This is a genomic window from Bradyrhizobium sp. SPXBL-04, assembly GCF_051853035.1.
Classification (GTDB): Bacteria; Pseudomonadota; Alphaproteobacteria; order Rhizobiales; family Xanthobacteraceae; genus Bradyrhizobium; species Bradyrhizobium zhanjiangense.
Window position 1 is genome coordinate 3411023 of record NZ_CP182472.1, and the last position, 21936, is coordinate 3432958.

Annotated in this window: 22 protein-coding genes and 1 pseudogene; 14 read left to right on the forward strand and 9 right to left on the reverse strand. The window is 64.6% G+C overall.

The annotated features are described in order from the left end of the window. Nucleotides 1-42: 42 nt before the first annotated feature. Nucleotides 43-2880 carry a PAS domain S-box protein gene (locus ACNJX8_RS15910; protein ID WP_439361322.1) on the reverse strand — a complete coding sequence of 946 codons (2838 nt, stop codon included), beginning with the start codon at nucleotides 2878-2880 and terminating at the stop codon, nucleotides 43-45. Between the two features lie 235 nt (nucleotides 2881-3115). On the opposite strand from ACNJX8_RS15910, the pseudogene ACNJX8_RS15915 reads away from it, so the two are divergent. Next, nucleotides 3116-3497 (forward strand): annotated as a pseudogene (locus tag ACNJX8_RS15915) (response regulator). Nucleotides 3498-3573: 76 nt separating this feature from the next. Here the strand turns inward: ACNJX8_RS15915 and ACNJX8_RS15920 are convergent. The 5 genes from ACNJX8_RS15920 to ACNJX8_RS15940 all read right to left on the reverse strand — a co-directional run bounded on the left by ACNJX8_RS15920 (nucleotide 3574) and on the right by ACNJX8_RS15940 (nucleotide 8676). Then, on the reverse strand, nucleotides 3574-4692 hold the full coding sequence (locus ACNJX8_RS15920; protein ID WP_439361323.1) for a branched-chain amino acid ABC transporter substrate-binding protein: 1119 nt from the start codon (nucleotides 4690-4692) through the stop codon (nucleotides 3574-3576). 170 nt (nucleotides 4693-4862) lie between these two features. Beyond that, entirely contained in the window at nucleotides 4863-5606 is a 744-nt protein-coding gene (locus ACNJX8_RS15925) for an ABC transporter ATP-binding protein (protein WP_091888961.1), read from the reverse strand. Next, nucleotides 5603-6436 (reverse strand): ABC transporter ATP-binding protein, encoded by an 834-nt coding sequence (locus ACNJX8_RS15930; RefSeq protein WP_128932937.1) that lies wholly within the window; start codon nucleotides 6434-6436, stop codon nucleotides 5603-5605. The genes ACNJX8_RS15925 and ACNJX8_RS15930 overlap by 4 nt, the downstream gene beginning before the upstream one ends. Next, nucleotides 6433-7734: a high-affinity branched-chain amino acid ABC transporter permease LivM gene (gene livM / locus ACNJX8_RS15935; RefSeq protein WP_439361324.1), complete on the reverse strand. Its 1302-nt coding sequence runs from the start codon at nucleotides 7732-7734 to the stop codon at nucleotides 6433-6435. The genes ACNJX8_RS15930 and livM overlap by 4 nt, the downstream gene beginning before the upstream one ends. A 24-nt stretch (nucleotides 7735-7758) precedes the next feature. Beyond that, nucleotides 7759-8676: an ABC transporter permease subunit gene (locus ACNJX8_RS15940; RefSeq protein WP_128932939.1), complete on the reverse strand. Its 918-nt coding sequence runs from the start codon at nucleotides 8674-8676 to the stop codon at nucleotides 7759-7761. Between the two features lie 267 nt (nucleotides 8677-8943). Between ACNJX8_RS15940 and ACNJX8_RS15945 the strand changes: the two genes are divergently transcribed. Both ACNJX8_RS15945 and ACNJX8_RS15950 read left to right on the forward strand, forming a co-directional pair. After that, nucleotides 8944-9105 (forward strand): hypothetical protein, encoded by a 162-nt coding sequence (locus tag ACNJX8_RS15945; RefSeq protein WP_164934786.1) that lies wholly within the window; start codon nucleotides 8944-8946, stop codon nucleotides 9103-9105. 188 nt (nucleotides 9106-9293) lie between these two features. Further along, the gene (locus ACNJX8_RS15950; RefSeq protein WP_439361325.1) at nucleotides 9294-9818 is read left to right on the forward strand and encodes a hypothetical protein; all 525 of its coding nucleotides are present in this window, start codon (nucleotides 9294-9296) and stop codon (nucleotides 9816-9818) included. Here ACNJX8_RS15950 and ACNJX8_RS15955 read toward each other — a convergent pair. The 3 genes from ACNJX8_RS15955 to ACNJX8_RS15965 all read right to left on the reverse strand — a co-directional run bounded on the left by ACNJX8_RS15955 (nucleotide 9780) and on the right by ACNJX8_RS15965 (nucleotide 12459). Next, nucleotides 9780-10172: a carboxymuconolactone decarboxylase family protein gene (locus ACNJX8_RS15955; RefSeq protein WP_128940418.1), complete on the reverse strand. Its 393-nt coding sequence runs from the start codon at nucleotides 10170-10172 to the stop codon at nucleotides 9780-9782. The genes ACNJX8_RS15950 and ACNJX8_RS15955 overlap by 39 nt on opposite strands. Nucleotides 10173-10283: 111 nt before the next feature. Next, entirely contained in the window at nucleotides 10284-11066 is a 783-nt protein-coding gene (pcaD, locus tag ACNJX8_RS15960; protein WP_439361326.1) for a 3-oxoadipate enol-lactonase, read from the reverse strand. A 37-nt stretch (nucleotides 11067-11103) separates the two neighbouring features. Continuing rightward, nucleotides 11104-12459: a 3-carboxy-cis,cis-muconate cycloisomerase gene (locus tag ACNJX8_RS15965; RefSeq protein WP_439361327.1), complete on the reverse strand. Its 1356-nt coding sequence runs from the start codon at nucleotides 12457-12459 to the stop codon at nucleotides 11104-11106. Nucleotides 12460-12628: 169 nt separating this feature from the next. On the opposite strand from ACNJX8_RS15965, the gene ACNJX8_RS15970 reads away from it, so the two are divergent. The 11 genes from ACNJX8_RS15970 (at nucleotide 12629) to adhP (ending at nucleotide 21872) form a co-directional block, all read left to right on the forward strand. Continuing rightward, entirely contained in the window at nucleotides 12629-13075 is a 447-nt protein-coding gene (locus ACNJX8_RS15970; protein WP_128932943.1) for an SRPBCC family protein, read from the forward strand. Between the two features lie 135 nt (nucleotides 13076-13210). Continuing rightward, nucleotides 13211-13696, forward strand: coding sequence for a (2Fe-2S)-binding protein (locus ACNJX8_RS15975; protein ID WP_091888943.1), 486 nt, complete (start codon nucleotides 13211-13213; stop codon nucleotides 13694-13696). Between the two features lie 33 nt (nucleotides 13697-13729). Next, nucleotides 13730-14536: an FAD binding domain-containing protein gene (locus tag ACNJX8_RS15980; protein ID WP_128932944.1), complete on the forward strand. Its 807-nt coding sequence runs from the start codon at nucleotides 13730-13732 to the stop codon at nucleotides 14534-14536. 62 nt (nucleotides 14537-14598) lie between these two features. Beyond that, nucleotides 14599-15522, forward strand: coding sequence for an AAA family ATPase (locus ACNJX8_RS15985; protein ID WP_128932945.1), 924 nt, complete (start codon nucleotides 14599-14601; stop codon nucleotides 15520-15522). A gap of 163 nt (nucleotides 15523-15685) precedes the next feature. Next, complete coding sequence (locus ACNJX8_RS15990; RefSeq protein ID WP_128932946.1) at nucleotides 15686-16888, forward strand: vWA domain-containing protein; 1203 nt, start codon at nucleotides 15686-15688, stop codon at nucleotides 16886-16888. Between the two features lie 10 nt (nucleotides 16889-16898). Then, complete coding sequence (locus ACNJX8_RS15995; protein ID WP_008564652.1) at nucleotides 16899-17222, forward strand: XdhC family protein; 324 nt, start codon at nucleotides 16899-16901, stop codon at nucleotides 17220-17222. 2 nt (nucleotides 17223-17224) lie between these two features. After that, the gene (locus ACNJX8_RS16000; RefSeq protein ID WP_439361328.1) at nucleotides 17225-17926 is read left to right on the forward strand and encodes an XdhC family protein; all 702 of its coding nucleotides are present in this window, start codon (nucleotides 17225-17227) and stop codon (nucleotides 17924-17926) included. Then, the gene (locus tag ACNJX8_RS16005; protein ID WP_439361329.1) at nucleotides 17923-19527 is read left to right on the forward strand and encodes an NTP transferase domain-containing protein; all 1605 of its coding nucleotides are present in this window, start codon (nucleotides 17923-17925) and stop codon (nucleotides 19525-19527) included. The genes ACNJX8_RS16000 and ACNJX8_RS16005 overlap by 4 nt, the downstream gene beginning before the upstream one ends. A gap of 209 nt (nucleotides 19528-19736) precedes the next feature. Continuing rightward, on the forward strand, nucleotides 19737-20126 hold the full coding sequence (locus ACNJX8_RS16010; RefSeq protein WP_439361330.1) for a DUF4189 domain-containing protein: 390 nt from the start codon (nucleotides 19737-19739) through the stop codon (nucleotides 20124-20126). A gap of 173 nt (nucleotides 20127-20299) precedes the next feature. Beyond that, a complete protein-coding gene (locus ACNJX8_RS16015) occupies nucleotides 20300-20710 on the forward strand; it encodes a DUF2000 family protein (RefSeq protein WP_128932949.1) in 411 nt (136 codons plus the stop codon). 136 nt (nucleotides 20711-20846) lie between these two features. Continuing rightward, the gene (gene adhP / locus ACNJX8_RS16020; protein ID WP_439361331.1) at nucleotides 20847-21872 is read left to right on the forward strand and encodes an alcohol dehydrogenase AdhP; all 1026 of its coding nucleotides are present in this window, start codon (nucleotides 20847-20849) and stop codon (nucleotides 21870-21872) included. Nucleotides 21873-21936 lie beyond the last annotated feature (64 nt).

The window sequence follows — 21936 nt, forward strand, 5'->3', positions numbered from 1 at the left end:
GAGAGGAGTTCGCACCTGCGATAGCGCAGAGACGTCGCAGGCTCAACTGGCGAGGGCCGTCCTGAGCATCTTGGCGAGCTCGGACTTGCGGTAGGGCTTGGCCAGCAGCAGCACGCCGGAATCCAGCCGGCCGTGATGGACGATGGCGTTCTCGGTGTAGCCCGAGGTGAACAGCGTCTTCAGGTCGGGGCGGCGCTTGTGCGCTTCGTCAGCAAGCTGGCGGCCGTTCATGTTGCCGGGCATGATGATGTCGGTGAAGAGCAGGTCAATGGTCTTGTCGCTGTCGATGATGGTGAGGGCCTCGGCGCCGTTGGCGGCCTCGAGCGCGGTATAGCCGAGGCTCTTGACCTGCGTCACAACATATTGCCGCACCAGCGCGTCATCCTCGACGATCAGGATCTTCTCGTTGCCGCCGGCGATGGGCGCATTCTGGAGCGCTTCGAACTCGGTCTCCTGCACCCCGGTCGAGCGCGGCAGGTAGATCTTCACGCTCGTGCCGTGGCCTTCCTCGCTGTAGATCTTGATGTGGCCGCCAGACTGCTTGACGAAGCCGAACACCATGCTCAAGCCCAGGCCGGTGCCCTTGCCGACCTCCTTGGTGGTGAAGAAAGGATCGAACACACGGTCGATCAGGTCCGCCGGAATTCCGCTGCCGGTGTCGCTGACCGCAATCATCACGTAGCTGCCGGCGACCATGTCAGGGTTCATGCTGGCATAGCCATCGTCGAGGAAGATGTTGCGCGTCTCCAGCACCAAGGTGCCGCCGTCGGGCATGGCGTCGCGCGCGTTCAATGCCAGATTGAGGATCGCGGTGGAGAGCTGGCCCGGGTCGACCAGTGTCGGCCAGGCATCCTCGGTGAGCTGCGGCACGATCGTGATCTGCTCGCCGAGCGTGGGATGCAACAGCTTGGCGGCTTCGAGCACCAATGCGTTGACGTCGATCTCGCGCGGCTGCAGCGGCTGCTTGCGCGCGAAGGCAAGCAGGTGCTTGGTCAGCTGCGCACCCCGCTCGGCGGCATCGTCGATCAACTTGGTGATGGCGGCAAGTTCGGGCCGGTCCGCGACGGCGTCGCTGAGAATGCCGATCGTGCCCGTGATGACGGTCAGCACGTTGTTGAAGTCGTGGGCGACGCCGCCGGTCAACTGGCCGATGGAGTCCATTTTCTGGACCTGCCGGAGCTGGGCTTCGGCGGCCTGCTTGTCGGTGAGGTCGCGGCCGATGAAGAAGTGGCGCTTCACCGGCTCCGACCAGGTGCCCATCCAGTTCAGCGTGACTTCGTGACCGTCGTAATGATAGTAGCGCGCCTCGAAACTGCGCTTGGCCGCGCCACGCCGGGCCGCGCGCATCTCGCTCCGCGTGTTCTCGAGATCGTCGGGATGGATGAATTCGGTCGCGCAGTGCCCGACCATGTCCTCGGGGCTGTAGCCGAGGATGTTCTTCACGCTCGGGCTGATCTGGACGAAATTGCCATAGCCGTCAGTGACCAGGATCAGGTCCTGCGATGTCTCGAAAATGCGCTGGCGTTCTTCGGTCTCGCGGCGCAGCTTTTCTCTCGCCTGCTTCTCTTCGGTAATGTCATGCGCGATCTTGGAGGCGCCGATGATCTCGCCATGATCTGTGCGCAAAGGGGAGACATTCAGGACGACGTCGAGCGGACGTCCGTCTTTTCGGATGCGGATCGTCTCGTGCTGCGCGATCGACTCGTTGCTGGCGATCCGGTTGAGGATGCTCCTGACTTCGCCCTTGAGATCCGGCGGCACGATGATGTCGATCGGCTTGCCGATCGCCTCCGCAGCAGAATAGCCGAACAGATGTTCGGCGGCCTTGTTCCAGCCGGTGATGATGCCGTCGAGCGTTTTCGTGATGATGGCGTCGTTGGAGGACTCGACCACCGCGCCATACAGGGCGAGACGCTTGCCGTAATAGTCGCGTTCCGAAGCCGATTGCTGGCGCAACCTGCCGACGAGGCCCACCGTATGCGCCTGAAGGCGGACATTCTCGATGAGGAGCACCGCGAGCACGAAGGTCGCCGCGCCGAGCCCATAGAGCCGGCCGGCATAGAAGCCCAGATCGAAGCGTGCGACGTTGACAATCGCCGACAGCGCGATGTCGAACAGCCAGGCGCACATGACGACCATGAGCCAGACGTCGATCACCGAATGCGGCCTGCGGAACCAGAGCGAGACGAGCGCGGCAAAGCTCAGCGACCACACGAAGGACACGACACCGATCATTGTCGGCGTGTAGCGGCCGTCGCGCAGCAGGACCGGCAACAGATCGTGCTGTACGGTGACGATCCAAGTGAAGACCGCCATCGCGGCGATGATGCCGAGCACGCTGGCGCAGATCGCCCTCCTCGTCGCAGTCCGAACCCGCGGGCCTCCGTCCTTTTCCTTCAGCCAGGCATAGCCCAGCACGCATAGCGGGAAGACGCCGTGCCAGATCATGTAGAGCCAGACCGTGGTCTGCCGGCCCGCGCCGAAGAGCCCGGTCGGTGTGAACAGGCCGGGGAAGGTGAGGGCATGGACCAACGCCGCTGCGGCGGTGAAGAGATAACCGGTCGCGAGCCACAGCAACGCACGGGTCCGCAAGACTGCAAATTGCGACAGCAGCAGCACTGCCGTGACGATGTCGCTCACCGCGAGCGCCGATTGATAACTCGCCACGAAGGCGGGGACGGGCAGGAGCGGGGTACCCGCGAAGGGCACGGCCGCCGCGAACAAGATCGAGGACACGCCGACAATCGTCAATGCCGCGCTGCGGTCGGTCGAGGTGGCCGGCAGGGTCGAAAGAAATGTGCTTCGGTCGATCGGTGTAGGCACGTCCACCTCTCGCGGGTCGGTCTTGAGCAGGTCAGCTTTGAGCAGGGTTTTGAGCATCTCCGCTTCGTCTCATTCGGCCGTCAGCCTCGTTCATGGTAGCGAGTTCTGGCGCGCATCGTGAACGGAACCGGTGACGACTCAACCGAAGGTTACAGATTACTTAATTTCGGCGGGAACGCGGTATAGGACGGGTAAGATGCGCTTTTACTGGGTGGTGTCATAATGCCCCTCCGTCCCGGCGGGTTCCAGGTTTGAATCAGCGATTTTGATCTCAATATCGGAAGTTGTCCCCATGCCTCGCGTTCTGATCATCGACGACCAGAAGGACGTCCGCGCGATGGTCGCGATCGTGCTTCGGGTCAATCGTTTCGAGGTCGTAGAGGCTGAAAGCGGTGCGGCCGGGCTGAAAGCCTTCGCGGAAAGCTCGTTTGACGCGGCGATCGTCGACATCTTCCTCGGTGATACCAGCGGCGTCGACGTTATCGACCCTGCGTGAGCGCGCGCCTGCGCTGCCCGTCGTTGCGGTGTCCGGGATGACGACCCTCGATTTCATGGAATCGCCTCACCTCGCCGACGTGGTCTGCCTGCAAAAGCCGTTTCGGCCGAATGATCTCCTGCAAGCCCCGCGAAAGGCCCAGGCCGCGGCCGGCGGCGAGCTGCCGGCAGCCGTCTGACCTCACGCAAGAAGAAACGCCCCGGGGCAAGCCGGGGCGTGGTGGTGATTGGTCGGTCTGAGGCCACGCCAGCGGGCTAGGTGCCGCTGCCGGCGATCTCGGAGTAGCCGCCCTTGGCATCCCATTTGTAGACGACGTAGTCGATCTGCTTGATGTCGCCCTTGGCGTCATACTCGATCGGGCCGATCACGGTGTCCCACTTGCCGGCCTTCATCGCCGCCATGACCTTCTTGGGGTCGGTGGTGCCGGCCTTCTTGGCGGCCTGCGACCAGACCTGCATCGCCGCGTAGGTGTAGAGCGTGTAGCCCTCGGGATCGATGCCCTTGGCCTTGAAGGCCTCGACGATCTTCTTCGCCGTCGGCTTGTTGCGCGGATCGGGGCCGAAGGTGAACAGGGTGCCTTCGCCGGCCGGACCGGTGATGGAGGCGTACTCCTTGTCGGCGAGCGCGTCGCCGGCCATCAGCACGGTCTTGAGGCCCTGATCGCGCATCTGACGCAGGATCAGGCCGCTCTCCTGATGATAGCCGCCGACATAGACGAGGTCGATGTTGTCGCGCTTCAGGCGCGAGACGATCGCGTTGAAGTCCTTGTCGCCCTTGTTGTAGGACTCGTACATCTTCTCGGTGATGCCGGCCTTGTTGAGCGCTTTCTTGGTCTCATCGGCAAGACCCTTGCCGTACGTGGTCTTGTCGTTGAGGATCGCGATGTTCTTGCCCTTGAAGTTCTTGGCGATGTACTGCGCCGCGATCAGGCCCTGCTGATCGTCGCGGCCGCAGACGCGCGCCACGTTCCAGAGCTTGCGCTCGGTGAACAGCGGGTTAGTCGAGGCGGGCGTGATCTGGAGCACGTTGCCGTCGGCATAGGCTTCAGAGGCGGGGATCGACGACGACGAGCAATAGTGCCCGGCCACGAACGGGATTTTCGCGCCGGCGATCTTCTCAGCGATCGAGCGCGCCTGCTTCGGATCGCAAGCGTCGTCCTCGACGGATAGCGCCAGCTTCTTGCCGTTGACGCCGCCGGCGGCGTTGATGTCGGTCACGGCCATCTCGGCGCCGTTCTTCATCTGGCGGCCGAAGGCGGACTCGCCGCCGGTCATCGGGCCAGCGACTGCGACGCTGACATCCTGCGCGAATGCCGCGCTCGACAGCGCGAGCGATGCGCTGAATGCCAGACCGATGAGCTTCAGTGATTTCATGAGATACCTCGCGGGTGGTCGCCTGTGGGAGTTGCCGGGATTGCCCGGTCCAAACCGGTCCCATTCTCGAATGAAATTGCCGAGAAGTCACCGGCAAAATACGGGCGTGGGCGGAGATATCTCGCCACATTGGGCCGCACGTGGTTCGCCCATAGTCGCCCTTGGGGGCGTCAGCCGTGCCGGCCGCCTTCCAGATAGGCGGCGCGAATCTCGGGGCGCTGCAACAACTCGGCGCCGGTCCCCGCCAGCGTGATCAGACCATTGACCATGACATAGCCGCGATGGGCAAGCTTGAGGGCATGGTTGGCGTTCTGCTCGACGATCAGGACGGTCAGGCCGTCCTGCCGGTTCAGGGTGCGGATCGCATCGAAAATCTGGCGGGCGATCAGCGGTGCCAGCCCGAGCGAGGGCTCGTCCAGCAGGAGCAGGCGGGGACGGCTCATCAGGGCGCGGCCAATTGCCAGCATCTGCTGCTCGCCGCCGGACAGGGTTCCACCGCGCTGGGCAAAGCGTTCCTTCAGCCGCGGAAACAGCGTGAACACGCGCTGGAGCGTCGCCTCGCGCTCCGCATCGGTGCATCCGGTGGCATCCGCCCCCATCTGGAGGTTTTCCGCAACGCTCATGCGCGGGAAGATGCGGCGGCCTTCTGGCGATTGCGCGATGCGCAAATGCGCAATCTCGTGGGTGGGAACGTCGGTGATGTCGCGACCTTCGTACAGGATCTGGCCGGCGCGGGCGCGCGGCTTGCCGAAGATCGTCATCATCAGCGTCGACTTGCCGGCGCCATTGGCGCCGATCAGGGCAACGATCTCGCCGGCATTGATCTCGACATCGACGCCCTTCAGCGCCTCGATCTTGCCGTAGGCGGCACGAAGACCGTGGATCGCGAGCAGGGGAGTGGGGGCCGACGTCACGTCCCGCTCTCCATCACGGCCACGGCCTCGTCCTCGTCGGCGCCGAGATAGGCGGCGATCACCTTGGGGTCGTCACGGACTTCGCGCGGGGATCCTTCCGCGATCTTGACGCCATGGTCCATCACCACGATGTGGTCGGAGATCTGCATCACGACCGACATGTCGTGCTCGATCAGCAGGATCGAGGTGCCGAGCTCGTCGCGGATCGAGAGCAGGAGTTCGCCCAAGGCGGCGCTCTCGCGCGCGTTGAGGCCGGCCGCGGGTTCGTCCAGGCACAACAGCGCGGGCTCGGTGCACATGGCGCGCGCGATCTCGAGCCGGCGCTGATCGCCATAGGCGAAATTGCCGGCAGCGTCGTCGGCGCGGTCGAGCAGATTGACCCGCCTGAGCCAGTCGGTGGCGAGATCGATCGCGCGCTTTTCGGCGTCGCGGTAGGCGGGGACGCCGAGGAGACCGAGGAGGGTGAAGCCGGAGGCGCGCATCAATGGGTTGTGCTGCGCCACCATCAGGTTCTCCAGCGCGGTCATGCCGGGAAACAGGCGGATGTTCTGGAAGGTGCGCGCGACCTTGGCCTGCTTGGCGATGCGGAAATCGTTCAGCCGCTCCAGCGCGATGACCTTGCCGTCGTCATGCTTCAGGCGAATGGTGCCGCCGCTCGGCTTGTAGAAGCCGGTGATGCAGTTGAAGACGGTGGTCTTGCCGGCGCCGTTCGGTCCGATCAGTGCGGTGATCTTCTTCCGCTCAGCCGAGAGCGACAGGTCCTGCACGGCGACGATGCCGCCAAAGCGCATGGTGAGCCGGTCGACGCTGAGAATCTTGTCGCCGCTCATCCGTGCCCTTCCTTGACGAGGTCGGAGGAGATCGCCTGCGCTTTGGTCAGATACACGGTGGGGGAGCGGTGGCCGATCAGGCCGCGCGGCCGCCAGATCATGATCAGCACCATCGCCATGCCGAACACCAGCATGCGATAGGTTTCGAGGCCGCGGAACAGCTCGAAGCCGCCAATCATGGCGAGCGCTGCAAGCGCGACGCCGAGCTGCGAACCCATGCCGCCGAGCACGACAATGGCGAGCACCAGCGCCGATTCCTGGAAGGTGAAGGATTCCGGGCTGATGAAGCCCTGGCGCGTGGCGAAGAACGCGCCGGCGAAGCCGCCGAACATGGCGCCCGTCGCAAACGCCGTGAGCTTGGTGGTCGTGGTGTTGATGCCGAGCGCGCGGCAGGCGACCTCGTCCTCGCGCAAGGCCTCCCAGGCTCGTCCGATCGGCAGGCGGCGCAGGCGGATCGTCACCCAGTTGGTCAGGAGCGCAAGCGCCAGGATCAGGTAGAACAGGAAGATGATGCGGTGGGTCGCCGAATACTCGATGCCGAGCCTGGCGGCGAGCCCCTCATCGCTGTTGTCGAGCGGGATGCCGAAGAAGGTGGGACGCGGAATGCCGCTGACGCCGTTGGGACCGCCGGTGAGCTGCTGCCAGTTGATGATGACGAGGCGGATGATCTCGCCGAAGGCGAGCGTCACGATGGCGAGATAGTCGCCGCGCAGACGCAGCACGGGGAAGCCGAGCAGCACGCCCCAGAATGCGGCGAGGATGCCGGCGAGCGGCAGGCAGATCCAGAACGACCAGCCGAAATTGGTGGCGAGCAGCCCGTAGGAATAGGCCCCGACGGCATAGAAGGCGACGTAGCCGAGATCGAGCAGGCCGGCGAGGCCGACCACGACGTTCAACCCCCAGCCCAGCATGACATAGGTGAGCACGAGGATCGCGAGGTCGAGGATGTAGCGCTGGTCATAGAAGAAGACAGGTACCAGCAGCGTGAAGATCAGGAGCGCCGGCGCGAGAAAGCGGCCGATGAAGGACACACCGCTCTGCACCGCACGCGGCACCAGCTTCTCGCCGCCATTGGGACCGATCCATTGCCGCACCAGCTCGATCAAGATCGAGCCGCCGAACACGATGGCGACGAGGGAGGCGAGCTCACCGAAGCGCGTCCAGTAGGTGAGCTGGCCGGAAGAGCCCGCCTCGGTGCGGATACCGACCATCAGCGAGAACAGCACCAGCGCAACCAGCGCGTTGATGACGGCCGTCTTCAGGAGGGTGAGGATGCCCGTTGCGGATCTGGCCGTCATGGTCGAGGGAGCTGTCACGCGGCGTCAGACTTTTTCGACTTCGGGACGGCCGAGCAGGCCGGTCGGCATGAAGATCAGCACGACAATGAGGATCGAGAACGCCGCGACGTCCTTGTACTCGACCGAGAAATAGGCCGACCAGAACGTTTCGATCAGACCGATCGCAAGCCCGCCGAGCATGGCGCCGGGCAGCGAGCCGATGCCGCCGAGCACGGCTGCGGTGAAGGCCTTGATCCCGGCGACGAAGCCCATGAAGAAATCGACCAGGCCATAATAGAGCAGGTACATCAGGCCCGCGACCGCGGCGAGCGCGGCGCCGATCACGAAGGTCATGGAGATGGTGCGGTCGACGTTGACGCCGAGCAGCGCCGCCATGGTCTGGTCCTGTTCGCAGGCGCGCATGTCGCGCCCGAGCCGGGTGCGCGAGACCAGCCAGGTGAAGATCGCCAGCAGCACGATGGTGGTGATGACCACCATGATCTGGATGTTGGAAAGCTGGATCACGAAGCCGTCCGGGCTCTCATGCAGCGTGTAGCCGCCGGTGATGAAGGGCGGAATCGGCTTGACGCGGGCACCTTGCGTAACTTGCGAGTAGTTGGTTAGCACGAACGACATGCCAATCGCCGACAGCATCGGAGCGAGGCGGAAGGAATGGCGCAGCGGCCGGTAAGCGATACGCTCGATGGTCCAGCCATAGAGCGCGGTGATCGCCATCGAAACCAAGAGAACCACGAGCAGGATCACCGGGATTGCGGTGAGGCCGAACGAGATCAGGATCAGGAAGGTGATCAGCGCAATGAAGCCGCCGATCATGAAGATGTCACCATGGGCGAAGTTGATCATGCCGACGATGCCGTAGACCATCGTGTAGCCGATCGCGATCAGGCCGTAGATCGAGCCCAGGACGAGACCGTTGATGAGCTGCTGGGCGAAATAATCCATGCGCTGCCGTTTACCAAACCTGACGCGGCTCAAAGGGAGAGAGTTCTCAAGTTTCTTCTCGGGCCCCGGCAGCCCTTGAGCGTTCTTCCGGTTTTTGTAACAGGAGGGAACTGGCGGCTGCAACTGGCCAGATCTCGACATCAAGGCTTGTACAGAGGTCATTTTCACCTTCGGTTCCCACGAACAGTGAGGAACCGGGTTCCTGGGCAACCAAAATGGAGGGCGGCCGTTGTCTCGCCTCTGTCGTCCAACAAGGGAGTTCCCCGAATGACGAAACAGCAGAACCAGAATCCGGGTCAGCAGAGTCAGAACCCCGGCCAGCGCACCCCTCAGCAGCAGCAGGGCGGCGGGCAGAAACCCGGACAGCAACAGCAGGATCCGATGCGCCAGGGCGACCGGCCCGGTCAGCAACAGGGTCAGGACAAGTAATTTGGGAGCCCAGGCGTGAGAAGAGGGGCCCTGCCGTAAGGCGGGGCCTTTTTATTGGGGCGCCCCGGTCCACCGGGCAGTTAAGGTAAACAAAGGGTTTAAATTGCCACCACAGTCCGATGCGAGTTAGCTCCGGCAAAGCCGCTGCCTTCCGTTGAGGGCCTTCGGCAAACCAAGCGGGAAGCGGCATGTTCAGGAATTGGCGGATCGGCTCGGTCAACGGCGCGCTGCTGGCGGCCTATTTCATCCCGGCCTGGACCCTCGTCGCCTTCAGCATCATGGTGGCACCGGTGCACGGCCTCTATGAGCGGCCGAGCGTCGCGGTCGCGCTGTTCCTCAGCGACCATCTCGAGATGACGGGGATGAGCACGGTGCGGGCCGCCTGGCTGCTGGCCCTGGGCCGACTGACCGTCGTGGCGTTCTTCGTGATCTATCTCGCGCTGCTCTGTATCCCCCGCACGCGGAAGAATGGCGGCAGCGACGAGGCGCTCGGCATTGCCCTGGCGATCGGCAGCCTGATCTCGTTTGCCAGCATGGTGATGGCCTCGAAGGTCGGCGAGATGGCCGCGCTCCGGCTGCACGCCACCGAGCTCTTGCTCTTGCTCGGTGCCGCCATCGTAGTGGTGATCGAGAAGCCGGCGACGGCGCCAAAGACCGTCGAGACCGCCGCACCACTAGGTCTTGAGCAGGCCGAGCTCCTGCACAATCGCTGAGGCTTCCTTCATGGCGTGGTTCGCCGCCGGGACGCCGCAATAGATCGCCTGCTGCAGCAGGATTTCCTTGATGTCGTCGGGCGTGAAGCCGCCCTCGGCAAGCGCGGCGCGCACATGCAGGCGGAATTCGTCCCATTGCCCGAGCGCGACCATGGTGCCGATCACCAGCACCCGCCGCGTGCGCTCGTCGAAATGCGGCCGCGTCCAGATCTCGCCCCAGGCATAGCGGGTGATCAGGTCCTGGAAGTCGGTGTTGAACGCGTTGCGGCCCGCGATCGACTTGTCGACCCAGGCGTTGCCCAGGACCTTTCGGCGCACATTCATGCCGGCATCGCGGCGGTTCTGGTCGTCCATTGTGTTTCCTCCTTCGTCATTGCGAGCGTAGCGAAGCAAACCAGAAATGCGTCCGCGGAGACAGTCTGGATTGCTTCGTCGCTACGCTCCTCGCAATGACGCGTTGTGAGATCAGCGCTGTGTCAAAAACCCCACCACCGCGTCCGTAAACGCGTGCGGCTGTTCGACGTTGGAAATGTGGGCGGCGTCGATGATGGTCATGCTGGCGCCGGGAATGTTCGACCGGATCAGTTCGGCTGCCGAGATCGGCGTCGCCATGTCGTGGCGGCCGGCGATCACCAGTGTCGGGCTCTTGATCTTAGGAAGCAGCGCGCGCTGGTCCAGCGTCGACAGCGCCTCGCAGCAGGCGAGATAGCCCTCGACGGGGGAGGCGAGCAGCATCGACTTCATTCTGGCGGTGATCTCCGGCTCGCGCTCGCGGAAGTCCTGGGTCAGCCAGCCCGCGATCACGGCATCCGCGACCGCCGCGATGCCGCCCTTCTTCACGGCGTCGATGCGCTCCAGCCATTTGGTCGGCTCGGCATAATAGCAGGAGGTGTTGGCGAGGACGATCTTGCCGAAGCGTTCCGGCGCGTTGGCGCCCAGCCATTGCCCGACCATGCCACCCATTGACAGGCCGCACCAATGCACCTTCTCGATGTTGAGATCGTCGAGGATCGCGAGCACGTCGCGGCCGAAGCGCTCCATCGTGTAGGGACCGGGCGGCACGTTCGATTTGCCGTGGCCGCGGCGGTCGTAGCGGATGACGCGGAACACCTGCGTCAGCGCCTTCATCTGCGGCTCCCACATTTGCAGCGTGCAGCCGAGCGAGTTGGAGAGCATCAAGGTCGGTCCGCCGTCGCGGCCCTCGACGGAGACGTTGAGCAGGCATCCGTCGGCATCGATCATGGGCATGCGGCGTCTCCGTCGTATTTGGTCGTAATTGCGGTTCTTATTCGCGGTCCAGGCTGTCGAGCAGCCGGTCGATCAGGGCTTGGGAAGCTCCTTGATAGGCCATCGGCTCGAACAATGCCGCAATTTTTTCCGGCGGCAGATGAGCAGTGACTAGCGAAACAGCCGACAGCACCTCGCGCAGATGCTTCTTCTCGGCGACCGCGCGCTTGCTGGCGGCTTCGACGAGATGATGCGCATCGCTCTTGCCGATCTTCTCTGCCAGCGCAAAGGTGACCGCTTCCGCCATGATCAGGCCATGCGTCGCATCGAGATTGCTGCGCATGCGCGCGGCGTCGACTTCGAGGCCTTCTGCGATGTCGACGATGGCGGCAAGCGCCCCCGAGGTGACCAGCATCAATTGCGGCAGCGTCGGCCATTCCGCGTGCCAGGGGCCGGCACTGCGTTCGTGGTCCTGCACTTGCGCGGCAAAAATCGTCGCGGCGAGCTGCGGGGCCATGGTCGCAGCGCCGAGCGCGCTCGCGGCGGCAACCGGGTTGCGCTTGTGCGGCATGGTCGAGGAGCCGCCGCGGCCTTCACCGGCGGGCTCGAACGCTTCGGCGACATCGGTCTGCATCAGCAGCGAGACGTCGCGCGCGATCTTGCCGCAGCTGCCGGCGAGAATTGCAAAGCAGGAGGCGGCTTCCGCGATGCGGTCGCGATGGGTGTGCCAGGGCGCCTCAGGCAGCGGCAGGTTCAGCTCCTCCGCCAGCCGCTCGGCGACCGCGAGTCCCTTGTCGCCGAGGGCTGCGAGGGTGCCGGCGGCGCCGCCGAATTGTAGCGCGAGACCCTCGCGGGAGAGCCGCCTGAGGCGGCAGCGGGCGCGGGCAAGGCTTGCAGCGTATTCGGCGGCCTTCAACCCGAACGGCATCGGCAGCGCGTGCTGGAGCCAGGTCCGCGCTACCATCGCGGTGGCGCGATGGGCTCGCGCCAGCGCGGCAAAACCCTTGATGGCGCGGCTGAGGTCGGCGTCCAGCGCATCGATGCCAGCGCGCAGCGTGAGCATGGTTGCGGTATCGATGACGTCCTGGCTGGTCGCGCCCCAATGCACGTAACGCGCGGCTTCCGCATCGGCCTTGCCGACATTGGCGGTCAGCGCCTTGACCAGGGGAATCGCGAGATTGCCTGATCGCGTTGCCGCCTCGGCCAGGGCTGCCATATCAAAGGCATCAGCCTTGCAGGCAGATGCGATCGGCCCCAGCGCGGATGCGGGAATCACAGCTGTGGCGGCCTCGGCCCGTGCCAGGGCTGCCTCGAAATCGAGCATGTTCTGAAGGGTCGACCGGTCGTTGCAGACCGCGCGCATGGCTGCGCTCGACAGCATCGGCGCGAGCAGGGGGGAGAGGGAAGTGCTCATATTGTGCGGGACCTAACCACCATGGCCCGCCTGTGCCAATCCCAAACTATCGGCGCAAGCTTTTTGCAGTTGCGAATATGCATTGCACGGGACCGGAGGCCGCCCTTTCCTTTACGTCCTCCGTGCGTTACTTGAACAGCATTATAGTTGTGCGATCCGGGAGGCACCCATGGCCATGACGATGAACGGCGAAGTCCAGCTTGCGGCGTCGCGCGAGGCCGTGTGGGACAAGCTCAACGATCCCGAAGTGCTGAAGGCCTGCATTCCCGGCTGCGAGGAGCTGGAGAAAACTGACGACGGCGGCTTTCGCGCAACGGCGAAAATGAAGGTCGGCCCGGTATCCGCGCGCTTCAGGGGCAAAGTCATGCTGTCCGATCTCGACCCGCCCAATGGCTACAAGATCTCTGGTGAGGGTGAGGGCGGGGTGGCCGGCTTCGCCAAAGGCGGCGCGGCCGTCAAGCTCGCGGAGAAGGACGGCGGCACGCTGCTCTCCTACGACGTCGAGGCGCAGATCGGCGGCAAGTTGGCGCAGCTCGGCCAGCGCCTGATCAACGGCGCTGCCAAGAAGCTGGCCGACGAATTTTTCGCGAACTTCGCCAAGGCGGTACAGGGCTGAAGGCTATCGCCTTTCGGCATGGCGCCTTGCGTCCGGGGTGATGTTGCCCCCGGGCATAATGGCCCATATGATGGGTTGGAATAATTATAAGAACCGCTTCGATGGGACCCGTCGGGGCGCTGATAGAGAGTGCTTATGGCAAAAATCTCCCTCATCGTGAACGGCAATCCAGTCACGGCCAACGTCGATCCCCGGACCCTCCTGGTGCAGTTCCTGCGCGAGAATCTGCGGCTGACCGGGACCCATGTCGGCTGCGACACCTCGCAGTGCGGCGCCTGCGTCGTGCATCTCGACGGCAAGGCCGTGAAGTCCTGCACCACACTGGCGGTGATGGCCGACGGCCACGAGGTCAAGACGATCGAGGGACTGGCCGCGGACGGTGCGCCGCTGCATCCGATGCAGGAAGCCTTCCGCGAGCATCATGGGCTCCAGTGCGGCTTCTGCACGCCCGGCATGATCATGACTGCGATCGACATCGTGCATCGCAAGGGCCATGAGCTCGACGACAACACCATCCGCGAAGAGCTGGAAGGCAATCTCTGCCGCTGCACCGGCTATCAGAACATCGTGGCCTCGATCTCCGCCGGCGCGAAGGCGATGGCCAAATCCGATCTCGCGTAAACCGCGCGCGCACTCCGCGATCAGGACACACCCATGTACGAATTCAAATATCATCGCCCTGGGACCGTTCGCCAGGCGGCCAATCTCCTGGTGAAGAACGAAGACGCCAAGGTGATCGCCGGTGGCCACACGCTGATCCCCGTCATGAAGCAGCGTCTCGCCAACCCGCCGCATCTGGTCGACCTCTCTCACATCGAGGGGCTCGACACGATCGAGATGAAGGGCCGCTCGCTGGTGATCGGCGCCACCGCCAAGCACGCCGAGGTCGCGGCCTCGGCCGTCGTCGGCGAGGCGATCCCGGCGCTCGCCAGCCTTGCCGGCGGAATCGGCGATCCCGCCGTGCGTCACAAGGGCACGATTGGCGGCTCGCTCGCCAACAACGATCCAACCGCAGATTATCCGGCCGCGGTGCTCGCGTTAGGGGCCACCATCGTCACCAACAAGCGCCGCCTCAAGGCCGAGGAGTATTTCCAGGGCCTGTTCTCGACCGCGCTGGAAGCTGACGAGATCATCACCAAGGTGATGTTTCCGCTGCCGAAGAAGGCGGCCTACATCAAATTCCGCAACCAAGCCTCGCGCTATGCGCTGGTCGGCGTGTTCGTGGCGCGACGTCCGTCGGATGTACGCGTCGCCGTCACCGGTGCGGGCTCCGAAGGCGTGTTCCGCGTCACCGCGTTCGAGGAGGCCCTGAAGAAGCGGTTCTCGGCGAAGGCGCTTGACGGCATTGCGGTGCCGGCGGAAGGCCTCAACAGCGACATCCACGGCAGCGCCGAATACCGCGCGCATCTCATTGGCGTGCTGACGCGCCGCGCCGTCGATGCCGCCAATGCCAAGGGATGAGCTGACCTCATCCCTCGGCCCAAATCTGTCCCCGGTGAGGGCGTAGCGAGACTGGCTTTTTCATGACTTCAGCGGCCTCTTCTTCCGGTGCTTTGCCGGCATCGGTCGATGCGATGCTCGAACTCCTGACGTCGCGCGGCTACCTCGCCGAGCGAGCGCTGGCCACGGTGACCTACCTGTCGCTGCGCATGGGCCGGCCGCTGTTCCTGGAAGGCGAAGCCGGCGTCGGCAAGACCGAGATCGCAAAGGTGCTGTCGGCAGCACTTGGGCGGAAGCTGATCCGCCTCCAGTGCTACGAGGGCCTCGACGTCTCCTCCGCTGTCTATGAGTGGAATAGCGCCGCGCAGATGATCGCGATCCGGATGGCGGAAGCCGCCGGCGACACCGATCGCGACCAGCTCTCGAGCGACATCTTCGCCGACCGCTACATGATCAAGCGGCCGCTGCTTCAGGCGCTGGAGCCCGACGTTGCCGGTCCCCCGGTGCTGCTGATCGACGAGCTCGACCGCGCCGACGAGGCGTTCGAGGCGTTCCTGCTCGAAATCCTCAGCGATTTCCAGGTGACGATCCCCGAATTCGGCACCGTGAAGGCGCCGCACCCGCCGATCGTCATCATCACCTCCAACCGCACCCGCGAGATCCACGATGCGCTGAAGCGGCGCTGTCTCTATCACTGGGTGGACTATCCCGCCGCCGAGCGCGAGCTCGCGATCGTCAAGACGCGCGTGCCCGGCATCTCGGCAAAACTCTCGCAGCAGGTGGTGCGCTTCGTCCAGGCGCTGCGCAACCAGGACTTCTACAAGTCGCCGGGCGTCGCCGAGACCATCGACTGGGCCACCGCTTTGTCGGAGCTCGACGCCCGCTCGCTGACCCCGCAAGTGGTCGGCGATACGCTGGGCGCACTGCTCAAATACCAGGACGACATCACGCGGATGCAGGGCGATGCCTTGCAGAAGGTACTGAAAGACGCGACGACCGACAATTGACGCGCGTTAATTGAGTTCGTCGTTCCGGGGCGCGCGTAGCGCGAGCTACGGTGCGCAATTGCCCACCTGAGAATCCATCGGGCCGCAGAGTCGGTGGATGAATGGAGTCCGGGCTCGCGCCAAAGAGGGCGCGCCCCGGAATGACGAGGGGATGGATACGACCATGGCCATCAATCACCTTGCCCCGGAGCAAACCGAGCAGTTCGCCGACAACATCGTCGGCTTTGCCCGCGCGCTGCGTGCAGCTGGCATGCCGGTCGGACCGGGCGCTGCCATCGACGCCATGAGCGCGCTCCAGGTGATCGACATCGGCAGTCGCGCCGATGTCTTCACCACGCTCGAGGCGATCTTCGTCAAGCGCCACGAGCATGCGCTGATCTTCAAGCAGGCTTTCAACCTGTTCTTCCGCGCCTCGGAAGAATGGAAGCACATGCTGGATTCGGTGCCGCTGCCGGAGCAGGCCAGGAAGAAGCCGCAGGCAGGCTCCCGCCGTGTGCAGGAGGCGATGTCGCAGCCGCGGATGACGGAGACGCCGCAGCACCAGGAGCAGGATCTGCGCCTGTCGGTCTCCGACAAGGAGATCCTGCAGAAGAAGGACTTTGCGCAGATGAGCGCGGCTGAAATCGCCGAGGCGCTCCGCGCCGTCGAGCGGATGCACCTGCCGCAAGCCGAGCTCCTGACGCGCCGGCAACGACCCGATCCGCGCGGCCTGCGGCTCGACCTGCGCCGCACGCTGCGCGCATCTTTACGAACCGGCGGCGACATCATCGACATCCATCGCCTTGGACGTATCGAGAAGCCCGCGCCGATCGTCGCGCTGCTCGATATCTCGGGCTCGATGAGCGAATATACCCGCCTTTTCCTGCATTTCCTGCATGCCATCACCGATGCGCGCAAGCGCGTCTCGGTGTTTCTGTTCGGTACCCGGCTGACCAACGTCACCCGCGCCCTGCGCCAGCGCGACCCCGACGAGGCGCTGGCAAGCTGCTCGGCCTCGGTCGAGGACTGGGCCGGCGGCACGCGGATCTCGGCCTCGCTGCACAACTTCAACAAATTGTGGGCACGGCGCGTGCTGAGCCAGGGCGCCATCGTGCTGCTGATCTCCGACGGGCTGGAGCGGGAGGCCGATTCCAAGCTGGCCTTCGAGATGGACCGGCTGCACCGCTCCTGCCGGCGGCTGATCTGGCTGAACCCGCTGCTCCGGTTCGGCGGCTTCGAGGCCAAGGCGCAGGGCATCAAAATGATGCTGCCCCACGTTGACGAATTCCGCCCGGTACATAATTTGAGTTCGATCCAGGAGCTGATCACCACGCTCTCCCGGCCGCTGCCGCCGCATCACCGCAGCCTGATCCGCTCCGCAGCTTGAGAGGCCAGCCATGCTCGATCGCGACGAGGATATTCTGAAGGCAGCGGAGGACTGGCAAAAGGCCGGCCGTGGCGTTGCGCTCGCCACTGTGGTGGAGACCTGGGGCTCGGCGCCGCGCCCGGCGGGCTCGAGCCTCGTCATCAACGACGAGGGCACGTTCTTAGGCTCCGTCTCCGGGGGTTGCGTCGAGGGCGCCGTGGTCACCGAGGCCATGGACGTGATCGAGAGCGGCAAGCCCAAGATGCTGGAGTTTGGCGTTGCTGACGAGACCGCCTGGAATGTCGGGCTGTCCTGCGGCGGCACCATCCGCGTCTTCGTCGAGAAGGTGGGTTAGTCGTGAAGCTCGCGATCCTGCACGAACTCAACGCCGAGCGCGCCGCGCGCCGGCCGGTGATTCTGGTGACGGACACCGAGAGCGGCGAGCAGCGCTTGGTGAAAGCCAAGGACTTTGCCAAAGATCCGCTGCACGCAGAACTCGACAAGCAGCTTCGTATGGGCAAGAGCGCCAATGTCGAGGCCGGCGGCAAGAAGCTGTTCCTCAACGTATACGCGCCGACCGCAAAACTCGTCATCGTCGGCGCGGTGCATATCAGCCAGGCCTTGGCGCCGCTGGCACGCTCGCTCGGCTACGACGTCACGGTCGTCGATCCCCGCACGGCCTTTGCGAGCCCCGAGCGCTTCCCCGACATTCCGCTCGTCGCGGAATGGCCTGACACGGCGCTGCCGTCGCTCAATGTCGATGCTTACACCGCTTTCGTCGCGGTAACGCACGATCCCAAGATCGACGATCCCGCGCTGCTGCACGCCTTCGAGCGCAACTGCTTCTACATCGGCGCGCTCGGCTCGCGGAAGACACATGCGAAGCGCGGCGACCGGCTGCGGGCGCAGGGCGCCAAGGAGAGCGACATCGCGCGCATTCACGCGCCCATTGGCCTTGCGATCGGCGCGGTTTCTCCGGCCGAGATCGCGGTGGCGATCATGGCCGAGATCACGGCGGTGCTGCGGCTGCCTCCAAAACAAAAAGAAGAAGCGGCATGAAGTTCGGCCCGGCGAGCCCCAAGGATGCGATCGGCGGGGTGACCGTTCACACCCTGCGCCAGGGACCGCTGGTGCTCAAGAAAGGCACGACGATCGGCCCCGCCGAGGTCGAGGCGCTGGAGCGCGCTGGGATCAAGGACATCGTGGTCGTGCGCATGGAGGCTGGCGACGTCTCCGAGGACGTTGCGGCCGCCAGCATCGCGCTTGCCGTCGGCGGCGAGGGCATCCATGTCGAGCGCGCCTTCACCGGCCGCGCCAATCTGTTCGCCGCGCGGGCGGGCGTGCTGGTGATCGACCGCGCCGCGGTCGATCGCATCAACAATGTCGACGAGGCCATCACCTTTGCCACACTCGCCGCCTACAAGCCGGTGGTCGAGGGCGAGATGGTCGGCACCGTCAAGATCATCCCGTTCGGCGTCGAAGAGGGTTTGCGCGATGCCGCGGTCAAGGCGGCCGGCAAGGACGTGCTCAGAATCGCGCCTTATGTGGTCAAGCGTGTCGGGGTGGTTTCGACGCTGCTGCCGGGCCTGTCATCCAAGGTCATCGACAAGACGCTGCGAGTCACCGCCGAGCGGCTTGCGCCGGCCGGCGCCAGCATCATCGCCGAGCGACGGGTCCCGCATGAGGAGCAGGTGCTGTCGGCTGCGATCAAGGAGTTGCTGGGCCTTGGCGCCGAGCTCGTCATCGTGTTCGGCGCGTCCGCCATCGCCGACCGCCGCGACGTGATCCCGGCGGCGGTCACCGGCATCGGTGGTGAAATCGAGCATTTCGGCATGCCGGTCGATCCCGGCAATCTGCTGCTGATCGCGCGCGCCGGCGAGGTGCCGGTGCTGGGCGCGCCGGGCTGCGCGCGCTCGCCGGTCGAGAACGGTTTTGACTGGGTGCTGATGCGGCTGCTCGCCGGCATCAAGGTGACGCGGTCCGAGCTGATGGGCATGGGTGTCGGCGGCCTCCTGATGGAGATCGTGACGCGGCCGCAGCCGCGCGCAAAACCCGAGACCGAGGGCAACAGCCAGGTCGCCGCCATCGTTCTGGCGGCCGGCCGCTCCACGCGGATGGGCGGACCGAACAAGCTGCTCGCGGAGTTCAACGGCAAGAAGCTGGTGCGGATCGCCACCGAGCAGGCGCTGGCCTCGAAGGCGTCCGAGGTGATCGTCGTCACCGGACATCAGGCCGAACTGGTCGAGCAGGCACTGCAAGGCCTGAAAGTCAAATTCGTCCGCAACCCGGATTTCGCCGGCGGCATCGCAAGCTCGGTCAAGGCCGGCATCGCCGCCGTGCCCGAGACCTGCGACGGCGCCCTGGTGTGCCTCGGCGACATGCCGCTGATCGATGCCGGTCTGATCGACCACCTCATCGACGGCTTTGCACCCGACCGCGGCAACCTCATCGTCGTGCCCGTCAGCGAAGGCCGCCGTGGCAACCCCGTGCTGTGGTCGCGCCGCTTCTTCAAGGAGTTGTTGACCCTCGACGGCGATGTCGGCGCGCGGCATCTGATCGCCAAGCACACTGAAGCGGTGGCCGAAGTGCCCGTGGATGGCGAGAGCGCCTTCCTCGACATCGACACCCCGCAGGCGCTGGAAGCGGCAAGACGCGGATGACGCTTCCGTAAACGCTGCCGTAGGGTGGGCAAAGCGAAGCGTGCCCACCGATTTGCAGGTAGTTGTGAGGACAGATTGGTGGGCACGGCGCTGCGCCTTTGCCCACCTTTCGGCATCTCTCACCCCTCCGATTTCAACCACCCGTTCACCATCTGGAAACGACCCCCGCTTAGAGTCCCTCCACCTGCCTTGGGGGGAGGGGTTTTTCCATGGCTTCGAACGTCGTCGCGCGCCGTTGCGCGATGTTTTTCTTTGCGTTGTCGGTTTGTGTCTCCGGCGCCCGTTACATCACCGAAGCCCACGCAGCGGGCGCTATTGCGGTCGGCAAGTGCGGCGCATATGGCCAGGCCTATGATTACGGCGCCGAGCACGAGGCGCGCGCCGCGGCACAGAAACAGTGCGAGGGCGATTGCAGGACCGTGACGATGAAGCGCGCCTGCGCTGCGATGTCGGTCGATCTCGCCAATCCCTGCGGCGCTTATGGCTTTGCCGTCAAGCCGAAGATTTCGGACTCGCTCAATGCCGCCACGCGCGAATGCTACAAATATGGCGGCAAGGAATGCGTGATCCGCGCCTGGGCCTGCGACGCCAAGGGTTGATCCTTCGAGCGCTGATTCCTCTTGCTGTCATTCCGGGGCGATGCAACGGTACCGCGCGGTGCGCGGACCTGAGCATCGAGCCTCCCCGACTTTGGGACGCGATGGATTCTCGATGCGCAGCGCATCAGAGCTCGCGCCAAGTGGCGCGCCCGGAATGACATCTAGGAATACACATGCAGTTCGACACCAAGATCGCTGTCGTGATCCGCACCGATCTTCAGGCTTGGCAGAAGCTCAACGTCGCGTCTTTCCTGACGAGCGGCATTGCCGCGGCCTTTCCGGAATGCATCGGCGAAGCCTATGAGGACGCCTCGGGCACGAAATATCATGCGCTGATCGGCCAGCCGATCCTGATCTATGGCGCCGATGGTCCGGCATTATCGCGCGCGCTCGACCGGGCGCTGACGCGCAACGTCAAGCCGGCAGTCTATACCGAGGACATGTTCAAGACGACGCATGACGCCGCCAATCGCGAAGTGGTGAGGGCGGTGATGCGCACCGACCTCAATCTCGTCGGCATCGCGATGCGCGCCGAGCGCAAGGTAATCGACAAGATCATCGACGGCCTCAAGTTCCACAGCTGAGCCCGAAGGCGCGTCACGTCGTGCCGTCATGTCGTGATGGCGATCGGGTTGCGCAAAGTTTGTGCTGTTTGACGCCCATCAAAGGAGGACCGCTCGGTATCGCTAGTCTCAGTCTGTAATGCAAAGGAGCAGACCGATGCCGACCATGAAAGCCGCAATTGTCAGACAATTCGGCAAGCCTCTGGTGATCGAGGACGTGCCGGTGCCGCAGCCCGGTCCGGGAGAGGTTCTGGTCAAGGTGAAGGCCTGTGGCGTCTGTCACACCGATCTGCACGCCGCGTCCGGCGACTGGCCGGTGAAGCCGGTGCCGCCCTTCATTCCCGGCCATGAAGCAGCCGGCATCGTCGCCGCGGTCGGGTCCGGCGTGAAGAACCTGAAGGTCGGCGATGCCGTGGGCGTGGCCTGGCTGCACGATGCATGCATGTCTTGCGAATATTGCGAGACCGGCTGGGAGACGCTGTGCGAGCACCAGCACAACACCGGCTACAGCGTGAACGGCGGCTTCGCCGAATATGTCATCGCCTCGGCCGCCTTCGCCGCAAAGCTGCCGGCGAGCGTCGATTTCGCGGCCATTGCGCCGATCCTCTGCGCCGGTGTCACCACCTACAAGGGATTGAAGGAGACCGAGGCGCGACCCGGCGAGTGGGTCGTGATCTCAGGCGTCGGCGGGCTCGGCCATGTCGCAATTCAGTACGCCAAGGCGATGGGGCTCAAGGTCGCGGCGGTCGATATCGCCGAGGACAAGCTCGCGCTCGCACGTGAGGCCGGCGCCGATCTCGCGGTCAACGCACTCGCCGCAGAGGCCGTGGACAATGTTCTTGCGGCAACAGGGGGCGGGGCGCATGGCGTGCTGGTGACGGCGGTGTCGACCGCAGCGTTCGCCCAGGCACTGAAGATGGTGCGCCGCAAGGGCACCGTCAGCCTCGTCGGCCTGCCGCCGGGCGAATTCCCGACGCCGATCTTCGATGTCGTGCTCAAGCGCATCACCGTGCGCGGCTCGATCGTCGGCACACGGCGCGATCTCGACGAAGCCATCGCGTTTGCCTCGGACGGCAAGGTCAAGGCCGAGGTGACGAAGGTGCCGCTCACGCAAATCAACGACGTTTTCGACCGCATGAAGGCCGGCAAGATCGACGGCCGCATGGTGCTGGATTTTGGCTAAAGCATGATCCGGAAAAGTGCGAAGCGGTTTTCCGAACAGATCATGCTCAAACAACAACCTAAAG